Annotated in this window: 10 protein-coding genes, 2 pseudogenes and 1 riboswitch; of the genes and pseudogenes, 3 read left to right on the top strand and 9 right to left on the bottom strand. The window is 72.1% G+C overall.

Going from position 1 to position 17278, the window contains the following annotated elements; all coding sequences use genetic code 11:
- Window positions 1–92 (top strand): annotated as a pseudogene (locus tag AC07BF_RS33950) (ABC transporter ATP-binding protein); the annotation flags it as partial.
- A 63-nt stretch (window positions 93–155) separates the two neighbouring features.
- On the top strand, window positions 156–2714 hold the full coding sequence (locus AC07BF_RS33945) for an ABC transporter permease (RefSeq protein WP_478334359.1): 2559 nt from the start codon (window positions 156–158) through the stop codon (window positions 2712–2714).
- A 200-nt stretch (window positions 2715–2914) separates the two neighbouring features.
- Here AC07BF_RS33945 and AC07BF_RS33940 read toward each other — a convergent pair whose 3' ends face one another.
- From AC07BF_RS33940 to AC07BF_RS33910, 7 genes and pseudogenes are all read right to left on the bottom strand, one after another.
- Window positions 2915–4282 carry an NAD(P)/FAD-dependent oxidoreductase gene (locus AC07BF_RS33940; RefSeq protein ID WP_063348030.1) on the bottom strand — a complete coding sequence of 456 codons (1368 nt, stop codon included), beginning with the start codon at window positions 4280–4282 and terminating at the stop codon, window positions 2915–2917.
- A 428-nt stretch (window positions 4283–4710) separates the two neighbouring features.
- Window positions 4711–5646 carry a Ppx/GppA phosphatase family protein gene (locus AC07BF_RS33935; protein WP_363588398.1) on the bottom strand — a complete coding sequence of 312 codons (936 nt, stop codon included), beginning with the start codon at window positions 5644–5646 and terminating at the stop codon, window positions 4711–4713.
- A 131-nt stretch (window positions 5647–5777) separates the two neighbouring features.
- A pseudogene (locus tag AC07BF_RS33930) lies at window positions 5778–6317 on the bottom strand (DUF501 domain-containing protein); the annotation flags it as partial.
- Entirely contained in the window at window positions 6289–6801 is a 513-nt protein-coding gene (locus AC07BF_RS33925) for an FtsB family cell division protein (protein ID WP_400328282.1), read from the bottom strand. The pseudogene AC07BF_RS33930 and the gene AC07BF_RS33925, both read right to left, overlap by 29 nt.
- 206 nt (window positions 6802–7007) lie before the next feature.
- Complete coding sequence (gene eno, locus AC07BF_RS33920; RefSeq protein ID WP_363588371.1) at window positions 7008–8294, bottom strand: phosphopyruvate hydratase; 1287 nt, start codon at window positions 8292–8294, stop codon at window positions 7008–7010.
- 267 nt (window positions 8295–8561) lie between these two features.
- The gene (locus tag AC07BF_RS33915; protein WP_363588373.1) at window positions 8562–9479 is read right to left on the bottom strand and encodes a LysM peptidoglycan-binding domain-containing protein; all 918 of its coding nucleotides are present in this window, start codon (window positions 9477–9479) and stop codon (window positions 8562–8564) included.
- A gap of 5 nt (window positions 9480–9484) precedes the next feature.
- Window positions 9485–9652, bottom strand: a riboswitch (cyclic di-AMP (ydaO/yuaA leader).
- Window positions 9653–9862: 210 nt separating this feature from the next.
- Window positions 9863–11158 carry a cytochrome P450 family protein gene (locus AC07BF_RS33910; protein WP_363630179.1) on the bottom strand — a complete coding sequence of 432 codons (1296 nt, stop codon included), beginning with the start codon at window positions 11156–11158 and terminating at the stop codon, window positions 9863–9865.
- Between the two features lie 264 nt (window positions 11159–11422).
- Between AC07BF_RS33910 and AC07BF_RS33905 the strand changes: the two genes are divergently transcribed.
- On the top strand, window positions 11423–11848 hold the full coding sequence (locus tag AC07BF_RS33905) for an SDR family NAD(P)-dependent oxidoreductase (protein ID WP_363588377.1): 426 nt from the start codon (window positions 11423–11425) through the stop codon (window positions 11846–11848).
- A 17-nt stretch (window positions 11849–11865) separates the two neighbouring features.
- Here the strand turns inward: AC07BF_RS33905 and AC07BF_RS33900 are convergent, their stop codons facing one another.
- Together AC07BF_RS33900 and mfd are read right to left on the bottom strand one after the other, a co-directional pair.
- Window positions 11866–12894: a nucleoside triphosphate pyrophosphohydrolase gene (locus AC07BF_RS33900; protein WP_363619235.1), complete on the bottom strand. Its 1029-nt coding sequence runs from the start codon at window positions 12892–12894 to the stop codon at window positions 11866–11868.
- 71 nt (window positions 12895–12965) lie between these two features.
- The gene (mfd, locus tag AC07BF_RS33895; RefSeq protein ID WP_478334358.1) at window positions 12966–16595 is read right to left on the bottom strand and encodes a transcription-repair coupling factor; all 3630 of its coding nucleotides are present in this window, start codon (window positions 16593–16595) and stop codon (window positions 12966–12968) included.
- Between the last annotated feature and the right edge of the window lie 683 nt (window positions 16596–17278).

The raw sequence follows: 17278 nt of genomic DNA, 5'->3' as shown, positions 1-17278 counted from the left end.
ACGGCCGCATCGTCGACGAACTCCACCACCCCACCGCCGACACCGTCCTGGACCGCATGCGCCGCTTCGACGCCAAGGGCCGCACCAGCTAGAGCCACCACCAGCCAGGGCCCGCCAGCCCAGCCGCCGCCCCTACGCGAAACCCAGGACACCCCATGTACCGCACCGCACTGCGCAACGTGCTGGCCCACAAGGGCCGACTCCTCATGACGGCGCTGGCCGTCATGCTCGGCACCGCCTTCGTCGCCGGCACCATGGTCTTCTCCGACACCTTCGGCAAGGCCATGCGGGACAACAACTCCAAGAGCTACTCGGACGTCTCGGTCCAGGTCGTGGACTACTCGGCCGGCTCCCGCACCAGCGCCAAGCCGAAGGGCGAGAGCGGCAACGCCTCGCTCACCGACGCCACCGTCCAGCAGCTGGCCGCCCTGCCGGGCACCGCCAACGCCCGCGGCGTGGTCAGCGGCTTCACCGGGGTCGCCGACCGGAGCGGCAACCTGATCGGCCAGTTCTGGGCCGCCAAGGGCGCCAACTTCGCCCCGGCCGCGGACGGCAAGGACCCGCGCTACCCGATGGCCGAGGGCCAGGGCCCGAAGAACGGCAAGGAGATCGCCCTCGACCGCAAGACCGCCGACAAGGCCGGCTACAGGATCGGCGACACCGTCCGGATCGCCATCAACGGCCCGGTGATCGAGGCGAAGCTCACCGGCGTCTTCACCACCGACGACCCGGTGGTGAACAGCGGCGGCACCCTCACCCTGTTCGACCGCGCCACCGCCCAGCAACTGCTGCTGGAGCCCGGCCACTTCAGCAGCATCGTGCTCACCGCCAAGCCCGGCACCAGCGAGGACGCGCTGCTCGCCCAGGTCCAGCCCAAGGTGCCGTCCGACCGGCACTTCGACGTCGAGACGGGCGCCAAGCTCAAGGCCGACGAGCAGGAGATGATCACCAAGGCCACCGACAGCATGCGCACCATGCTGCTGGTCTTCGCCGGGATCTCACTCTTCGTCGGCATCTTCATCATCGCCAACACCTTCACCATGCTGGTCGCCCAGCGCACCAAGGAACTCGCGCTGCTGCGGGCGATCGGCGCCAGCCGCAAGCAGGTCACCCGCTCGGTGCTGGTCGAGGCCCTGGCGATCGGCACCGTCGCGGCGCTGGCCGGGCTGCTCGCCGGCATCGGGATCGGCGCCGGCATGCAGTCCCTGATGAGCCGGCTGAACGAGAACATGCCGCACGGCACGCTGGTCATCAAGCCGCTCACCATCGCGGTGACCCTGGCCGTCGGCGTCCTGGTGACGGTGCTGTCCGCCCTGCTGCCGGCCGTGCGCGCCGCCCGGATCGCCCCGGTGGCCGCGATGAGCAGCGGCGACCAGCCGACCAGCCAGAAGAGCCTGCTGGTCCGCAACGCGATCGGCTCGGCGCTCACCGCCGGCGGCCTCGCGCTGATCGGCTTCGGCGCCTCCACCGGCAACGACAGCGGCCGCCTGCCGGTCGGCCTCGGCGCCCTGCTCGCCCTGATCGGCGTGTTCGTCCTGCTGCCGCTGCTCTCCCGCCCGGTGGTCGCGCTGATCGGCCCGCTGCTGCGCGGGCTCGGCGGCACTCCGGGCAAGCTCGCCCAGCAGAACGCGGTCCGCAACCCGCGCCGCACCGCGTCCACCGCCGCCGCGCTCACCATCGGCCTGACCCTGGTCAGCGGCCTCACCGTGATCGGTGCCTCGGTCGGCGGCGCGATCGACAAGGCCGTCACCAGCTCGATGAAGTCCGACTACATGGTCTCGGGCGCCAACCACATGAGCCTGTCCGAGCAGGTGCCCGGGCAGATCGCCAAGGCCCCCGGGGTGGCCGCCTCCTCCGCGGTGACGACCGCCGACTGGAAGTTCGACGGCAGCGGCGTGACGATCACCGGCATGGACGCCGGCTCCTTCGACCAGCTCGCCGAGGTCAAGCTGACCAGCGGCGCCACCGCCACGCTCGGCCAGGGCGAGGTCCTGGTGGACCAGGACCTCGCCACGAAGCTCCACCTCACCGCCGGCTCGACGGTGGCGGTCTCCTACCCGGACCAGTCCACCGGTCAGCTCACCGTCGGCGGCGTGTACGAGAAGGGCGGCATGCTCGGCCCGGTCCTGCTGGCCAACAGCGAGGTCGCCAAGCACGAGCCGAAGCCCTACATCACCGACGTCCTGGTCAAGGGCAAGGACGGCGCCACCGCCGCGCTCAAGCAGTCCCTCAAGGACGCCACCGGCGCCAACCCGGTGATCGACGTCAAGTCCAAGCAGGACGTCCGCGACGACTTCAGCCAGACCATCACCTTCGCGCTGAACCTGATGTACGGCCTGCTGGCGATGTCCGTGCTGGTCGCGATCCTGGGCGTGATCAACACGCTGGCGATGTCGGTCTTCGAGCGCAAGCGCGAGATCGGGATGCTGCGGGCGATCGGCCTGGACCGCCGGGGCATCAAGCGGATGGTCCGCCTGGAGTCCGTGGTGATCTCGCTGTTCGGCGCCGGCATCGGCCTGCTGCTCGGCTGCTTCATCGCCTGGGCGATCAACGGCACCCTGAAGTCCAGCCTGAGCGGCCTGACCACCGTCCTGCCCTTCGGCCAGCTGGCGCTGTTCCTGGCCCTGGCCGGGGTGGTCGGCCTGGTGGCCGCGATCTGGCCCGCCCGCCGGGCGTCCAAGCTGGACATCCTGGCGAGCATCAAGACCGACTGACCGCCCCTCACGGGCCCGCCCAGCGGGCGGACGACGAGAAAGGGCCCCTGCCGGAGGGTTTCGGCAGGGGCCCTTCTACTTCTGTACTCCGCCCGGTCGCACGGCCGGCTGAGCACCACGGAGGTCGTGGTCCGGCGACACTGCCGGGCGGAGGGCCTCCGACTCATACCCCGGTGCTCCCACACCGGGGTCTCAGTCGCTTACTTGCTGGCGAGTTCCTTCTCGGCGGCCGGCTTGGCGGCCTCCACGGGCTTCGTGGGCGCCGTGACCTCCTGGATCGGCAGGCGCGGCTGCTCCATCTGGGAGAGGCCGACCATCTCGCGCTTCAGGAACATGGCCAGCGTCCAGTCGGTGAAGACCCGGACCTTGCGGTTCATGGTCGGGACCATGGCGCCGTGGTACGCGCGGTGGAACCACCAGGCCAGACGGCCCTTCAGCTTGACCTTGCCGAAGAGGATCGCGACGCCCTTGTGCAGGCCCAGGCCGGCGACCGCACCGAGGTTCTTGTGCTCGTAGTTCTTCTGCGGGAAGCCCCGCATGCCCGAGATGACGTTGTCACCGAGGACGGCGGCCTGGCGCACGGCGTGCTGCGCGTTCGGCGGGCACCAGGCGCCCTCGCCGGAGGCGAGGTCCGGGACCTGGGCGTTGTCGCCGGCGGACCAGACGTAGTCGAAGCCCTGGACCTGGAGGGTCGGCGCGGTGTCGACGTGGCCGCGCGGGCCCAGCGGCAGGCCGAAGTTGGCCAGCACCGGGTTCGGCTTCACGCCGGCCGTCCACACGATGGTGGAGGCGTCCATCTCCAGGCCGTTCTTCAGCACCACGTGCTGGTCGACGCAGGAGTCCATCGAGGTCTCGATGTAGACCTCGATCTTCCGCTCCTCGAGCTTCTCCTTGGTCCACAGACCGAGGTCCGGGCCCATCTCCGGGAGGATGCGGTTGGCCGCCTCCACCAGGACGAAGCGCATGTCGTCACGGCTGACGGTCTTGTAGATCTTGGCGGCGTCGCGCGCCATGTCCTCGACCTCGGCGATCGTCTCGACACCGGCGAAGCCGCCGCCGATGACGACGAAGGTCAGGGCCTTGCGGCGGACCTCCTCGTCGGCGGTGGACTCGGCCTTGTCGAGCTGGGCCATGACGTGGTTGCGGAGGCTGATGGCCTCCTCCACCGTCTTCATGCCGATGCCGTGCTCCGCCAGACCCGGGATCGGGAAGGTGCGGGAGACCGAGCCGGTCGCGACGACCAGGTACTCGAAGGGCAGCTCGTAGCTGTCGCCGGCCGCGGGCTGGATGGTGGCGACCTTGCGGGCGTGGTCCACACCGGTGACCGCACCGGTGAGCACCTCCGCCTTCTTGAGGGCGCTGCGCAGCGGCGCGACGAGGTTGCGGGGCGCGACGTTGCCGCCGGCCGCCTCGGGGAGGAAGGGCAGGTACGTCATGTACGACCGCGGGTCCACGACCGTGACGGTCGCTTCGCCGTAACGCATCTTCTTGAGGATGCGCATCGCGGCATACAGGCCGACGTAACCACCGCCGACAATGAGGATGCGAGGACGCTCCGTGGTGCTCATATCCGAAAGTATCCAGCACCGTCCGGAGCAGCCTTCGTGAGCCCGGTCACAAGCTTCTGGACACCCCGTGCTACACTGCGCGGCCGCAAATCCGGGCCCGGCGCTCCGGCTCACGGCCTCGGGCGCCCCCTCGTGAGCGCACGCCGGAATACCACCCTGCTGAGCAGCAACGATCCGTACGGTGCCCGGGTTCCCGCTCGTGATTTCGATTTTCAAACCTCAACCGAGGCTTGACCTGCGATCCAGGGGTCGTCACGGCGAGCAGACCTTCGGTCCCACATTTCGGACGTAGCGGGCGAGCAGCTGCAGCGAATGACTGGATCGCCATGTGAAGAAATTCACGAACTTTCCCGCACCGGTCCGGGCGCGCCCCGGCCCCGGACCCCCGAAAGGGGTGCCGGGGCCGGTCGGGTAAGGCTCGCAGGAGGTCAGGAGGCCATACTCCAGGCGATGCCGTCCAGGATGTCGTGCTCGCTCACGACCACCTCGGCCGCGCCCGTCCGCTCCATGATCTCCAGCAGCTCCAGCGCGCCGGCCGCGATCACGTCCACCCGGCCCGGGTGCATCGACGGGATGGCCGCGCGCTCGGCGTGGGTGGCACCCAGCAGCTCGCGGGCGATCCCGGCGACCCGCTCCCGGCCGATCCGCGAGTGGTGGATCGCCGCCGAATCGTAGGCCGGCAGGTCCTGGGCGATCGCGGACACCGTGGTGACCGTCCCGGCCAGGCCCACCAGGGTGGCCGCGCCGCGCAGCGGGACGACCTCCTCGGCCTTGTCCAGCTCGGCCCGCACGTGCGCCCGGGCCGTCTCGATCTGCTCCGGCGAGGGCAGCTCGGCGCCGCCGAAGTGCCGCTCGGTGAGCCGGACGCAGCCGATGTCCACCGAGCGCGCCGCCTGCACGTCCGCACCGCCCAGCACGAACTCGGTCGAGCCTCCGCCGAGGTCGAACACCAGGTACGGCGCCGGGAACTGGCCGCCGGTCAGCTCCTTGGTGGCGCCCACGAAGGACAGGTGCGCCTCCTCCTCGCCGCTCACCACCTCGGGCTCGACGCCCAGGATCGCGCGCACGCCCTCGACGTACTCGTCGCTGTTCTCGGCGTCCCGCGAGGCGCTGGTGGCGACGAAGCGGGTGCGCTCCGGGCCCACCCCGAACCCGGCGATGACCTCCCGGTACTCGCGGCAGGCCGCGAAGGTGCGGGCCAGCGCGTCCGGGTGCAGCCGGCCGGTCTGGTCCACGCCTTGGCCCAGCCGATTGATGATCATTCGGCGGTCGAGGTCGATGATCTCCCCGGTGGCCGGGTCCAGGTCGGCGACCAGCAGCCGGATCGAGTTGGTGCCGCAGTCGATCGCGGCCACCCGGGTCATGCTCACGCGGACTCCCCGGCGTCGGACTCCTCGGCGGCCCGCTTCTTCGCGGCGCGCTCGGCGGCCTTCTGCTGCTTGGCCTCGATCACGGCCTGGTGGTCCTGGTCCTTGGCCCGGTTGCGGGCGACCCGCTCACCGGCGGCCTCGACCTCGGCCGGGGAGACGCAGGGGCCCTTGGCCCACCAGTCCTCCAGCAGGCCGATCGCCTCGTCGCCGAGCGGGTTGACGCCCTCGCCGGCCGCCAGCGAGTGGCCGACCAGCACGTGCAGGCACTTCACCCGGTCCGGCATGCCGCCGGCGCTCGGGAAGCCCTCCAGCACCTCGATGGCATCGCGCCGGGCGATGTAGTCCTCGTGCGCCTTCTGGTAGGCGGCGGCCAGCTCCGGGTCCTCGGCGAGCCTGGCGGTCTGCTCCTTCATCACGCCGTCCGCCTCCAGGGTGCCGATCAGCGAGGCGGCCTTGGGGCAGGTCAGGTAGTACAGCGTCGGGAACGGCGTGCCGTCCGGCAGTCGGGGGGCCGTCTCCACGACGTCCGGGTTGCCGCAGGGGCAGCGGTGCGCCACGCCGCGCAGGCCGCGCGGCACCCGGCCGAGCTGGGCGGCGATGGCGGCGACGTCGGCGTCGGAGACGGCGGGGTGGTTCTCAGTGGTCATGGGGGGAGGTGTCTCCAGCGGGGGACGGTGGGAGCGGACGGGGGGAGGCGGGGGCCGGGGCGGCGGCGTCGGTGGTGTCGGCGGCGTCGACCGAGTCCCAGATGCTGGCGTACCAGGGCTTGGCGGCCCGCGCCGAGCCGCCTGGCGCGCCGTCGGAGGCGGCCGGGGCGGCGCCGGCAGCGACACCGGAGGCGGACGCCGAGGGCCGGGCGGCGGCCGGACCGGCCGGATCCACCGCGATGTACGGGGTCTCCCCCGGCATCGCGTAGTGCAGCCGGGCACGGGCCTGCGCCTTGACGTACTCGGGGTCCTGCCAGCGGGCCTTCTCCCGGCGCAGCTGCTCGACCTGCTGGCGGGAGCGGTCGGCCTTCGCCTGCTGGGCGGAGATCTCGGCGCGCTGGGAGATGAACTGCCGCGTCGGGTAGGCGAGGATCGCCACCAGCGAGCAGAGCACCAGGACGAGGACGGTCGCCCGGCTCGTGAAGCGAGGCCGGGCCGCCAAGCCCGGGATCCTCCAGCCTGCCATCTCCCGTTCCCCTCCTGGTCGCGACGGTGCCCCGCCGTCCACCCTACGGGGTGAACGGCGGGGCACCGGTCAGGCGTGCTCACCGGTCGGCGGAGCGACCGTGCTCGCCGCTCCGAGGAGCGGCTGAGCCTGCTGCTCCGCGGAGCGGCCGTGCTTGCTACTCCGCGGAGCGGCTGTGCTGGCTATTCCGCAGAGCGGAAGCGCGGGAAGGCGCCGCGGCCGGCGTACTCGGCGGCGTCGTCGAGGATCTCCTCGATGCGCAGCAGCTGGTTGTACTTGGCGACGCGCTCGGAGCGGGCCGGGGCACCGGTCTTGATCTGGCCGCAGTTGGTGGCGACGGCCAGGTCGGCGATGGTGACGTCCTCGGTCTCGCCGGAGCGGTGCGACATCATGCAGCGGTAGCCGTTGCGCTGGGCCAGCTCGACGGCGTCCAGGGTCTCGGTCAGCGAGCCGATCTGGTTCACCTTCACCAGCAGCGCGTTGGCGGTGCCGGTCTCGATGCCCCTGGCCAGGCGGGCCGGGTTGGTGACGAACAGGTCGTCGCCGACCAGCTGGACCTTGTCGCCCAGCTTGACGGTCATGGCCTTCCAGCCGTCCCAGTCCGACTCGTCCAGCGGGTCCTCGATGGAGACCAGCGGGTAGGCGTCGACCAGCTCGGCGTAGTACTCGATGAGCTCGGCGGCGGAGATGGCCTTGCCCTCGAACTGGTAGGCGCCGTCCTCGTAGAACTCGGACGCGGCGACGTCCAGGGCGAGCGCGATGTCACGGCCGGGCACGTAGCCGGCCTTCTGGATGGCCTCGGTGATGAGGTCCAGGGCCTCGCGGTTGCTGTCCAGGTTCGGCGCGAAGCCGCCCTCGTCGCCGAGGCCGGTGGACAGGCCGCGCTCCTTCAGCACGCCCTTGAGGGTGTGGTAGACCTCGACGCCCCAGCGGACGGCCTCGGAGAAGGACTCCGCGCCGATCGGGGCGATCATGAACTCCTGGATGTCGACGTTGGAGTCCGCGTGCGAACCGCCGTTGAGGATGTTCATCATCGGAACGGGCAGCACGTGCGCGTTCGGGCCGCCCAGGTAGCGGAACAGCGGCAGGTCGCTGGCCTCGGAGGCGGCGTGCGCCACAGCCAGCGAGACGCCCAGGATCGCGTTGGCGCCGAGCGAGGACTTGTCCGGGGTGGCGTCCAGGTCGAGCATGGCCTGGTCGATCAGGCGCTGCTCGGTGGCGTCGTAGCCGACCAGCTCCGGGCCGATCTGCTCGATGACGGCCAGGACGGCCTTCTCCACGCCCTTGCCGAAGTAGCGGTTCTTGTCACCGTCGCGCAGCTCGAGCGCCTCGAAGGCGCCGGTGGAGGCACCCGACGGGACAGCGGCACGGCCGGTGCTGCCGTCGTCGAGGCCGACCTCGACCTCGACCGTGGGGTTGCCACGCGAGTCGAGGATCTCACGGGCTACGACGACATCGATGGACGGCACGAGGCATCTCCTTGCGGAAGCAGGGTCCGGCTGACGTTGGGTGCTGCCGGCGGGACGATTGCGGAGTCGTTACGACCAGAGCCTAACCGCCCCGGCCCCCGGGGCCGCGCTGGCCTCGGTCCCGTCTCAGCGTGTGGCCCGGCTACCCACCAGTAGTTCACCTGCTTGCCCGATCGAAGCGGGCGAATACGGGGGAATGCGGGCGAAGGGGGACAGGTCCCGTCCCCCTTCGCCCGCAGGGCGCGGGCCGTTCAGGGCCCGGGCCGCTCAGCCGAGGTGCAGCACCTGGCCGGGCATGATCAGGTTGGGGTTGCCGCCGACGGTGCCGCGGTTGCCGTCGTACACCGACTGCCAGCCGCCGGACACGCCCTGGGCGGCGGCGATCGTCGACAGCGTGTCGCCGGCCCGGACGGTGTAGTCGTGACCGCCCTGCGCGGCGGCGGGCTGCGCGGCCGGGGCGGACTGCGCGGGCTGCGCGGCGCGGGGCGCGTACTGCGGCTGGGCGGCGGGCTGGCCCGCGTACTGCTGGTAGACGCTCTGGTGGCTGGTCCAGTACCAGGCGCCGTTGTTCTGGTACCAGTACACCTTCGCGTCGGCGTCCCAGCCGGCCTTGCCGGAGAAGCCCTGGGTCTGCGGCTGCGTCTGCTGCGGGGCCTGCTGGACGGGCTGCTGGGCGGCCGGCTTCGGGGCGGCCTGCTTGACCGGCTGCTGGGCAGGCTTCGGGGCCTGCGCCTGCTGGGTCGGCTTGGCGGCGGACTGCTTGGCGGGCTTGGCGTCCGTGGAGGTGTCCACGGAGGCCGGGGCGCCGCCCTTGCTCAGGCCGGCCTTCTGGGAGCAGACCGGCCAGGCGCCCGGGCCCTGCGAGGCCAGCACCTTCTCGGCGACCGAGATCTGCTGCGCCTTGCTGGCCTGGTTGGCCTGCGGGGCGTAGGAGGTGCCGCCGTACGCCTTCCAGGTGCTGGGCGTGAACTGCAGGCCGCCGGAGAAGCCGTTGCCGGTGTTGATGCTCCAGTTGCCGCCGCTCTCGCACTGGGCGACGGCGTCCCAGGTGGAGGCCGGGGCGGCGGAGGCGCCGGTGGCGGTGAGGAGCGGCATCGCGAGTCCGACGCCGGCCACACCGGCGACGGCGATGGCCTTCTCGGTCTGGGTGCGACGGCGGTGGCGGCCGGTTCCAACGAACAGCATGAAGAGGTCCCTCTCCGCACGCCTGCGAGGTGAGCTGTCGGGTTCGGACCGGGAGGTGGCCCGGCCGCCGAAAGCGGAAACGATTCCGCTCGGGCGGCTTCACCCCAAGCCGTCGGGGAACGGCAACAAACCTGGTTCCCCCGCCCCTGCCCAGGGTCTGGTCGGTTTCCCGTGACGCGGCGGGCAGGATTCGGCGTTCCGCGCACGAGGTCCGCAGCTGCGAACTCCAGGGAGAGTAGACAGATCATCAGACCAATAACAAGCTCATATCACCGATATCACACACAAATTACGGCGCGTGGTCAATCGCCTACCAACGGCGGCGGTATGTCCGGATTAATGCGGGTTCAGGCCTGGCTCCACGGGCCGCCGGAGACATGCCGTCAGCGTGTCGGGGCGTCGGTCGGCGTGACCGGCGGCGCGTGCGGAGAGCAGGTCTCCGGAGTGAATTCGACCGGGAGTTCCCGCAGGCCACGCATGATCAGGCCGCCCCTCCAGCGCAGGTTCTCCGGGTTTTCCGCGAGCCGCAGGTCCGGCAGCCGGGAAAGCAGCGTGGCCAGTGCGCTCCGCCCCTCCAGGCGGGCCAGCGGGGCGCCGATGCAGTAGTGGATCCCGTGGCCGAAACCCAGGTGCGGATTGTCCGTGCGGGCCAGGTCCAGGGTGTTCTCGTCCGCGAACCTGGCCGGATCGCGATCCGCCGCGGCCAGCACCACCAGCACCGGATCGCCCACCGGGATGTCCACCCCGCCGATCGACAGCGGCCGCGTCGCGAAACGCCACGTCGCCATCTCCACCGGCCCGTCGTAGCGCAGGAGTTCCTCGATCCCGGTCTCCAGCAGCGCCGTCTCGCCGCGCACCACCGACTCCTGCAGCAGCCTGCGCTGCTCCGGGTTGCGCAGCAGCGCGTACGTGCCGTTGCCGATCAGGTTGACGGTCGTCTCGAACCCCGCGAACAGGAGGATGAACGCCATCGCGGCGGCCTCGTTCTCGTTCAGGTGCTCGCCGTGGTCACTCGCCCGGATCAGGCCCGAGATCAAGTCATCACCCGGATCCGCCCGCTTGCGGTGGATCAGCTCCAGCAGGTACGCCCGCATCCGCTTCACCGCCCGCCCCACGCCGCCGCGTTGGCCGCCGCCGTGCCGGATCATCATCCCGGCCCAGTCCCGGAAGTCGTCCTGGTCCTCGGCCGGCACGCCCAGCAGGTCGCAGATCGCGTAGATGGGGAGCGGGAACGCGAACTCGTGGATCAGGTCCGCCGAACCGCGCTGCGCGAAGCCGTCGATCAGCCGGTCCGTGAGCTGCTGCACCCGCGGCTCGAACTCCGCCACCCGGCGCGGCGTGAACGCCTTCGACACCAGCCGGCGCAGCCGGGTGTGGTCCGGCGGGTCGATGTTCAGCAGATGCGTCATCAAGTCCGCCTGGCGTTCCCCCGGAATTCCCACCCGCCCGGTGCGGTGCGCCTGCTCGCTGTGGTGCGCCGGGTTCTTCGACAGCCGGCCGTCCGCCAGCGCCTGCCGAGCGTCCGCGTAGCGGGTCACCAGCCAGGCCTCCACCCCGCTCGGCAGCGTCGTGCGGTGCACCGGGGCGTGCTCGCGCAACCAGGCGTAGGCGGGGTACGGATCGGTGGCGAACTCCCAGGTGAAGAGCTGCGGGGCGGCGGGATCGGGCTGCACTGGCATGCGTCGACCGTATCCGGTGGGTCGGGGCCGCACCGCCTCCGGCGGACGCGACCGGCGGGGCCGGATCGTCGACACCCGGCGGACGGCCCGCCAACGCTCCGTGGACGGTCCGTGGACAGCTCTTGGACAGCTCTTGGCCGGGTGGCGGGCGTGACCCTGGTCACCTGAGGGGTAATCCCTGTTGCGGAGGGTCAGGACCTGCCTACGATCCTCCGCAGAAATCGTGGGCGCCGGTGCGGTGTCGCCCACAGGGAGGAGCAGACCATGCGGGTCAGCGGGGCAGTCGTCGTCATCGCGGTACTCGACGGCGGATCGGGAGCCGAGCTCGCCCGCCGGTTCGCCGCCGCCGGCGCCGCCGGAGTGCTGATCGCCGACCAGCGTGCGGGCGTCGCCGAGGACCTCGCCACCGAACTCGACCGGCCGGGCTGCCCCGTCGTCGGCGTCGGCGGCGACATCCGCCGCCCCAGCGACGTCGCCGCCCTCGTCGACACCGCCGAGAAGCACCTCGGCCCCATCGACCTGTTCTGCGTCGCCGGCCCCGACGGCGAGCGGATCGTCTCGCTCGCCGAACTGCCCGCCCGCCTCGACCTCGAACGCCTCGCCGAACTCCTCGCCCTCGTCGGCGAGGCCATCGGCGAAGTCGTCCCCCGGCAGCGGCGGCCGATCGAGAACACCGCCACGGCCGCCTGAGGCCCTGCCCGGGCCCGCTACTCGCCGACCGGCCCGAGGCCCTCGGCCGCGCGCACCGCGTCCCGGTAACCGCGCGCGGCCGAGCGCAGCGCCGCGTCCACGTCCACCCCGGCGTCGTGCGCCCGCTGCGCCACCGCCAGCAGCAGCCGGCCCGCCGACTGCGCCGTCAGCTCCGCCGGCAGCGCGTACGGCTCGTCCGGCACGCCCGCGAAGCCCGCCCGGCGCACCCGCGACACCAGCTTCGCCGCGTACGCCAGCGACGGCAGCCCGGCCGGCACGCCGTCCAGCACCGACTCCCGGTCCGCCTTCTCGGCCGCCTTCAGCTGCTCCCAGTTCGCCTCCACCTCGGCGGCGCCCTCCGCCTCGACGTCCCCGAACACGTGCGGGTGCCGGTACATCAGCTTCTCGACGATGTCACCGGCCACGTCGTCGATCGAGAACGCCTCCGCCGGGTGCTCCTCGGCGATCCGGGAGTGGAAGAACACCTGGAGCAGCACGTCGCCCAACTCCTCGCGCAGCGTCTCCCGGTCCCCCTCCTCGATCGCCTCGACCAGCTCGTACGCCTCCTCGACCAGGTACTTCACCAGGCTCTCGTGCGTCTGCTCGGCGTCCCACGGGCAACCGCCCGGCGAGCGCAGCCGGTCCATCACCGACACCAGGTCCAGCAGCCGCGCCCCCGGCAGGTCGTACGACCCCGGCAGCACCTCGATCTCCGGCACCTCACCGGCGTGCTCCACCGCCAGCCGCGCCAGCGCGTCCGTCAGCCCCGGATCCCCGTCCGGGCTGCCCAGCCACACCGTCGGCCCAGCCCCGCCCGGCTGCCCGGTCAGCAGCCGCGCCAGCGCCGGTGCCGACCCCGCCGCCACGACCTCGACCTCCACCCCGGCCTGCCGCACCGCCGCCACCTGCGGATGCCCCGCGTCCCCCGCCAGCACCCGCCCCGCCGACCGCAGCGCCTCCCACGCCGGCCACGCCAGCAACCCGGGGGCCACCCGGTGGGTGGTCGTCAGCAGGATCAGCTTCGCGTCCGGAACATTCGTCGTCACACCCCGAACCTACCCGCCGCCCGCCCGGGGCGGGGACGGGCCCGACGGGACCCGCCCCTCCCGCCGGGGTCCTACTTCTTCGACCCCGCCAGGTCGTCGAACATCGCCGACAGGAACTCGCTGCACCAGCCCAGCAGCTCCCGCCCGACCAGCGGCTTGCCGCCGATCCGCCCGGTGCTCGGCCGCGGCACCAGCAGCTGCTGGGCGGCCGCCTTGACCTGGCTGCGCGGGTAGAGCCGGTTCAGCCGCAGCTGCTGGGACTCCCGCAGCTCCACCGGCCCGAACCGGACGTTGGCCCCCTGGAGGGTGATGTCCGCGATGCCGCACCGCCGGGCGTACAGCCGCAGCGCCGCGACCAGCAGCAGGTTCTCCACCGGCTCGGGCAGCTTGCCGTAGCGGTCGACGAGCTCGTCCCGGACCTGCTGGATGTCCGCCTCCGAGTTGACCGCCGCGATCGAGCGGTACGCCTGCAGCCGCAGCCGCTCGCCGGGCGCGTAGTCGTGCGGCACGTGCGCGTCGACCGGCAGCTCGATCTTCACCTCCAGCGGCTCCTCCTCCGGCTCGCCGCCGTTCGCCAGCGACTCGCGGAACTCGGCCACCGCCTCGCCGACCATCCGCATGTAGAGGTCGAAGCCGACGCCCGCGATGTGCCCGGACTGCTCGCCGCCGAGCAGGTTGCCGGCGCCGCGGATCTCCAGGTCCTTCATCGCCACGTACATGCCGGCGCCCATCTCGGTGTGCTGGGCGATGGTCGCCAAGCGCTCGTGCGCGGTCTCGGTGAGCGGCTTCTCCGGCGGGTACAGCATGTACGCGTAGCCGCGCTCGCGGCCCCGGCCGACCCGCCCGCGCAGCTGGTGCAGCTGGGAGAGGCCGAAGGTGTCCCCGCGCTCGACGATCAGGGTGTTGGCGTTGGAGATGTCGATGCCGGACTCCACGATCGTGGTCGACACCAGGACGTCGAACTCCTTCTCCCAGAAGTCGACGACGACCTTCTCCAGCTGGTTCTCCCCCATCTGCCCGTGCGCGGTGGCGATCCGCGCCTCGGGGACGAGGTCCTTGAGCCGGGCGGCCGCCTTGTCGATCGACTCCACCCGGTTGTGAATGTAGAACACCTGGCCCTCGCGCAGGAGTTCACGCCGGATCGCGGCCGAGATCTGCTTCTCGTCGTAGGGGCCGACGAAGGTCAGCACCGGGTGCCGCTCCTCCGGCGGGGTGGTGATGGTGGACATCTCGCGGATGCCGGTGACGGCCATCTCCAGGGTGCGCGGGATCGGCGTCGCGGACATGGTGAGCACGTCGACGTTGGCGCGCAGCTTCTTCAGCTGCTCCTTGTGCTCGACGCCGAAGCGCTGCTCCTCGTCGACGATGACCAGGCCGAGGTCCTTGAACCTGGTCTCGGAGGAGAACAGCCGGTGGGTGCCGATGACGACGTCCACCGAGCCCTCGAACAGGCCCTCCAGCACGGCCTTGGCCTCGCTGTCGCTCTGGAACCGGGAGAGCGCCTTCACCGACACCGGGAAGTTGGCGTACCGCTCGGCGAAGGTGGAGAAGTGCTGCTGCACCAGCAGCGTGGTCGGCACCAGCACCGCCACCTGCTTGCCGTCCTGCACCGCCTTGAACGCGGCGCGCACCGCGATCTCGGTCTTGCCGTAGCCGACGTCGCCGCAGATCAGCCGGTCCATCGGGACGGACTTCTCCATGTCGGACTTGACCTCGGCGATGGTGGTCAGCTGGTCCGGCGTCTCCGCGTACGGGAAGGCGTCCTCCAGCTCGCGCTGCCAGGGGGTGTCCGGGCCGAAGGTGTGGCCGGGGGCGGCCATCCGCGCCGAGTACAGCTTGATCAGGTCGGCGGCGATCTCCTTGACCGCCTTCTTGGCCCGCTGCTTGGTCTTCGCCCAGTCCGCGCCGCCGAGCCGGTGCAGCGTCGGGGCCTCGCCGCCGACGTACTTGGTGACCTGGTCGAGCTGGTCGGTCGGCACGAACAGCCGGTCGCCGGGGTGGCCGCGCTTGGCCGGGGCGTACTCCAACACCAGGTACTCGCGGGTGGCGCCCTGGACGGTGCGCTGCACCATCTCGACGTACCGGCCGACGCCGTGCGCCTCGTGAACGACGTAGTCGCCGGCGGCCAGGGCCAGCGGGTCGATCGCGTTGCGGCGCCGGGACGGCATCCGGCGCATGTCCTTGGTGGAGGACTTCTGGCCGGACAGGTCGGTCTCGGTGATGACCGTCAGCTTCAGGGCCTCGTCGACGAAGCCGTGCTCGATCGAGCCGCAGGAGACGTAGACGACGTCCCGGGTGGGCGCCTCGGCGAGGTCGGCGACCAGCCGGGCCGGGATGCCCTCGTTGCCGAGCACCTCGGCGAGCCGGGAGGCGGGCCCGTGGCCCTCCGTCACCATCACGACGCGCCAGTCGGCGGCCAGCCGCTCCTTGGCGTCGGCGATCGCCCGGGCGGTGTCGCCCCGGTAGGCCTCGACGGCGTGCATGCCGAGGGTGAGCGTGTTGGCGTCGAACTCCAGGACCTCGTTCACGGTGGACTCGCTGGTCGCGAACGGGCTGACCGACCACCAGGGCAGGCCGATCTCGGCGGCGTGCTCGCGCACCTCGGCGAGCGAGCGCAGCGAGGCGGCCGAGACGTCGATGGTCTCCAGGTCGATCGGCCGGTCCCCGCCGGCCGCCGCCGCCACCCAGGAGGCGTGCAGGAACTCCTGGCTGGTCGCCACCAGGTCGGCGGCCCGGGTGCGGACCCGCTCGGGGTCGCAGACCACGGCGACCGAGCCGAGCGGCAGCACGTCCATCAGCAGTTCCATGTCGTCCACCAGGACGGGCGCCAGCGACTCCATGCCCTCGACCGCGATGCCCTCGGCGATCTTGTCCAGGATCTCGGCCAGCCCGGGGTGCTCGGCGGCCAGCTCGGCGGCCCGCGCCCGCACCTCGTCGGTGAGCAGCAGCTCACGGCAGGGCGGCGCCCACAGGCCGTGCTCGGCGATCTCCAGCGAGCGCTGGTCGGCGACCTTGAAGTAGCGGATCTCCTCGACGTCGTCGCCCCAGAACTCCACCCGCAGCGGGTGCTCCTCGGTCGGCGGGAAGACGTCCAGGATGCCGCCGCGGACGGCGAACTCGCCGCGCTTCTCGACCAGTTCGACACGCGCGTAGGCGGCGGCGGAGAGCCGTCGGGCGACCTCCTCCAGGTCGTGCGACTCGCCGCGCCGGACGGCCACCGGCTCCAGCTCGGCCAGCCCCTTGACCTGCGGCTGGAGCACCGAGCGGACCGGCGCGACGACCACCTGCACCGGGCCGGCCGCCGGGTCGTCCGCCCGCGGGTGCACGATCCGGCGCAGCACGGCCAGCCGGCGCCCGACGGTGTCCGAGCGGGGCGACAGCCGCTCGTGCGGCAGGGTCTCCCAGGCCGGGTACTCGGCGACCGCGTCCGGCGGCAGCAGCGAGCGCAGCGAGGCGGCGAGGTCCTCGGCCTCCCGGCCGGTCGCGGTGACGGCGAGCACCGGACGGCCCCGCTCGCCGGCGGCCTGGCCGGCCAGCGAGCGGGCGAGCGCGGCGATGGCGAACGGCCGGGCGGCGGGCGGTCCGACCAGGTCCAGGTGGCGGCGGCCGCCGGCCGCGGCTCCGGTGGCGGTCGCCGCCTCGATGGCCTCGGCGAGGGCCGAGTCCCGCGCGACGACATCGAGCAGTCCGGTCAGACTCATCAGGGTCTCTTCTTCGTCCCGTGGCTGGTGCTGCCTCCGGGCGGCAGCGGCCTGCCGGGGCAACGCGAACGGCCCGGCACGCCGAGCGGCCGGGGGTCTCCAGCCTACGCCGCGGCACGGACGCGCACGCGGTGTACGGCCCGGCGGGGCCGGGCGGGAACGAACCACCGTCCGGGGCGACGAACGGCCCCCGGGCGGAGCCCGGGACCGGACCGCGACCGGACCGCGGACGAACCACTGGACGGAACACCGGACCGGCCGGTGGACGAACCGTCCGGCCCCTGGTCAGATTCGGCTCCGCGATCTGCCACGAACTGGACATACTCCTGTCACTGCCTGTCCATGGAGATCGCGCACCATGGTGAATGTGCCCGCCGCACCCAACCGTGGGGGATGGCTGTGGCGGCACTGTCGCACCCCCGATGGGGGTCGGAGGTGCGAGGCCGGGCGACCCTGGGTGGGGGCGCCCGCCCAAGCGCCGGGAACCGTGGCGCCCTTTCCTGGAGGGCGCCACGGGTCTCGGCCTCACTCATGGCCGCCGCCCTGCCGGGCCGGGGTGGGGGGCGCCGCCACCGTCCGAGGGGTGGGGAGCAACGACAGGAAGGGGGGGGGGAGTGCCTTACCCCCTCGTTCACCTCTTTCTCTGCGCGGACGTCCCCCCCCTCTTTTCGTTTCCTCCTCCT

It is taken from the genome of Kitasatospora sp. NPDC043950, assembly GCF_056435345.1.
Note: the sequence above shows the minus strand (reverse complement) of the source record. Positions and strands in the feature narration are given on the sequence as shown.

Excerpts from the sequence above, each read along its gene's own strand:
- AC07BF_RS33935 (WP_363588398.1), bottom strand. The coding sequence starts at position 5,646 with ATGACCCGGGTGGCCGCGATCGACTGCGGCACCAACTCGATCCGGCTG.
- AC07BF_RS33910 (WP_363630179.1), bottom strand. The coding sequence starts at position 11,158 with ATGCCAGTGCAGCCCGATCCCGCCGCCCCGCAGCTCTTCACCTGGGAG.
- mfd (WP_478334358.1), bottom strand. The coding sequence starts at position 16,595 with ATGAGTCTGACCGGACTGCTCGATGTCGTCGCGCGGGACTCGGCCCTC.
- AC07BF_RS33915 (WP_363588373.1), bottom strand. The coding sequence starts at position 9,479 with ATGCTGTTCGTTGGAACCGGCCGCCACCGCCGTCGCACCCAGACCGAG.
- AC07BF_RS33940 (WP_063348030.1), bottom strand. The coding sequence starts at position 4,282 with ATGAGCACCACGGAGCGTCCTCGCATCCTCATTGTCGGCGGTGGTTAC.
- AC07BF_RS33905 (WP_363588377.1), top strand. The coding sequence starts at position 11,423 with ATGCGGGTCAGCGGGGCAGTCGTCGTCATCGCGGTACTCGACGGCGGA.
- AC07BF_RS33945 (WP_478334359.1), top strand. The coding sequence starts at position 156 with ATGTACCGCACCGCACTGCGCAACGTGCTGGCCCACAAGGGCCGACTC.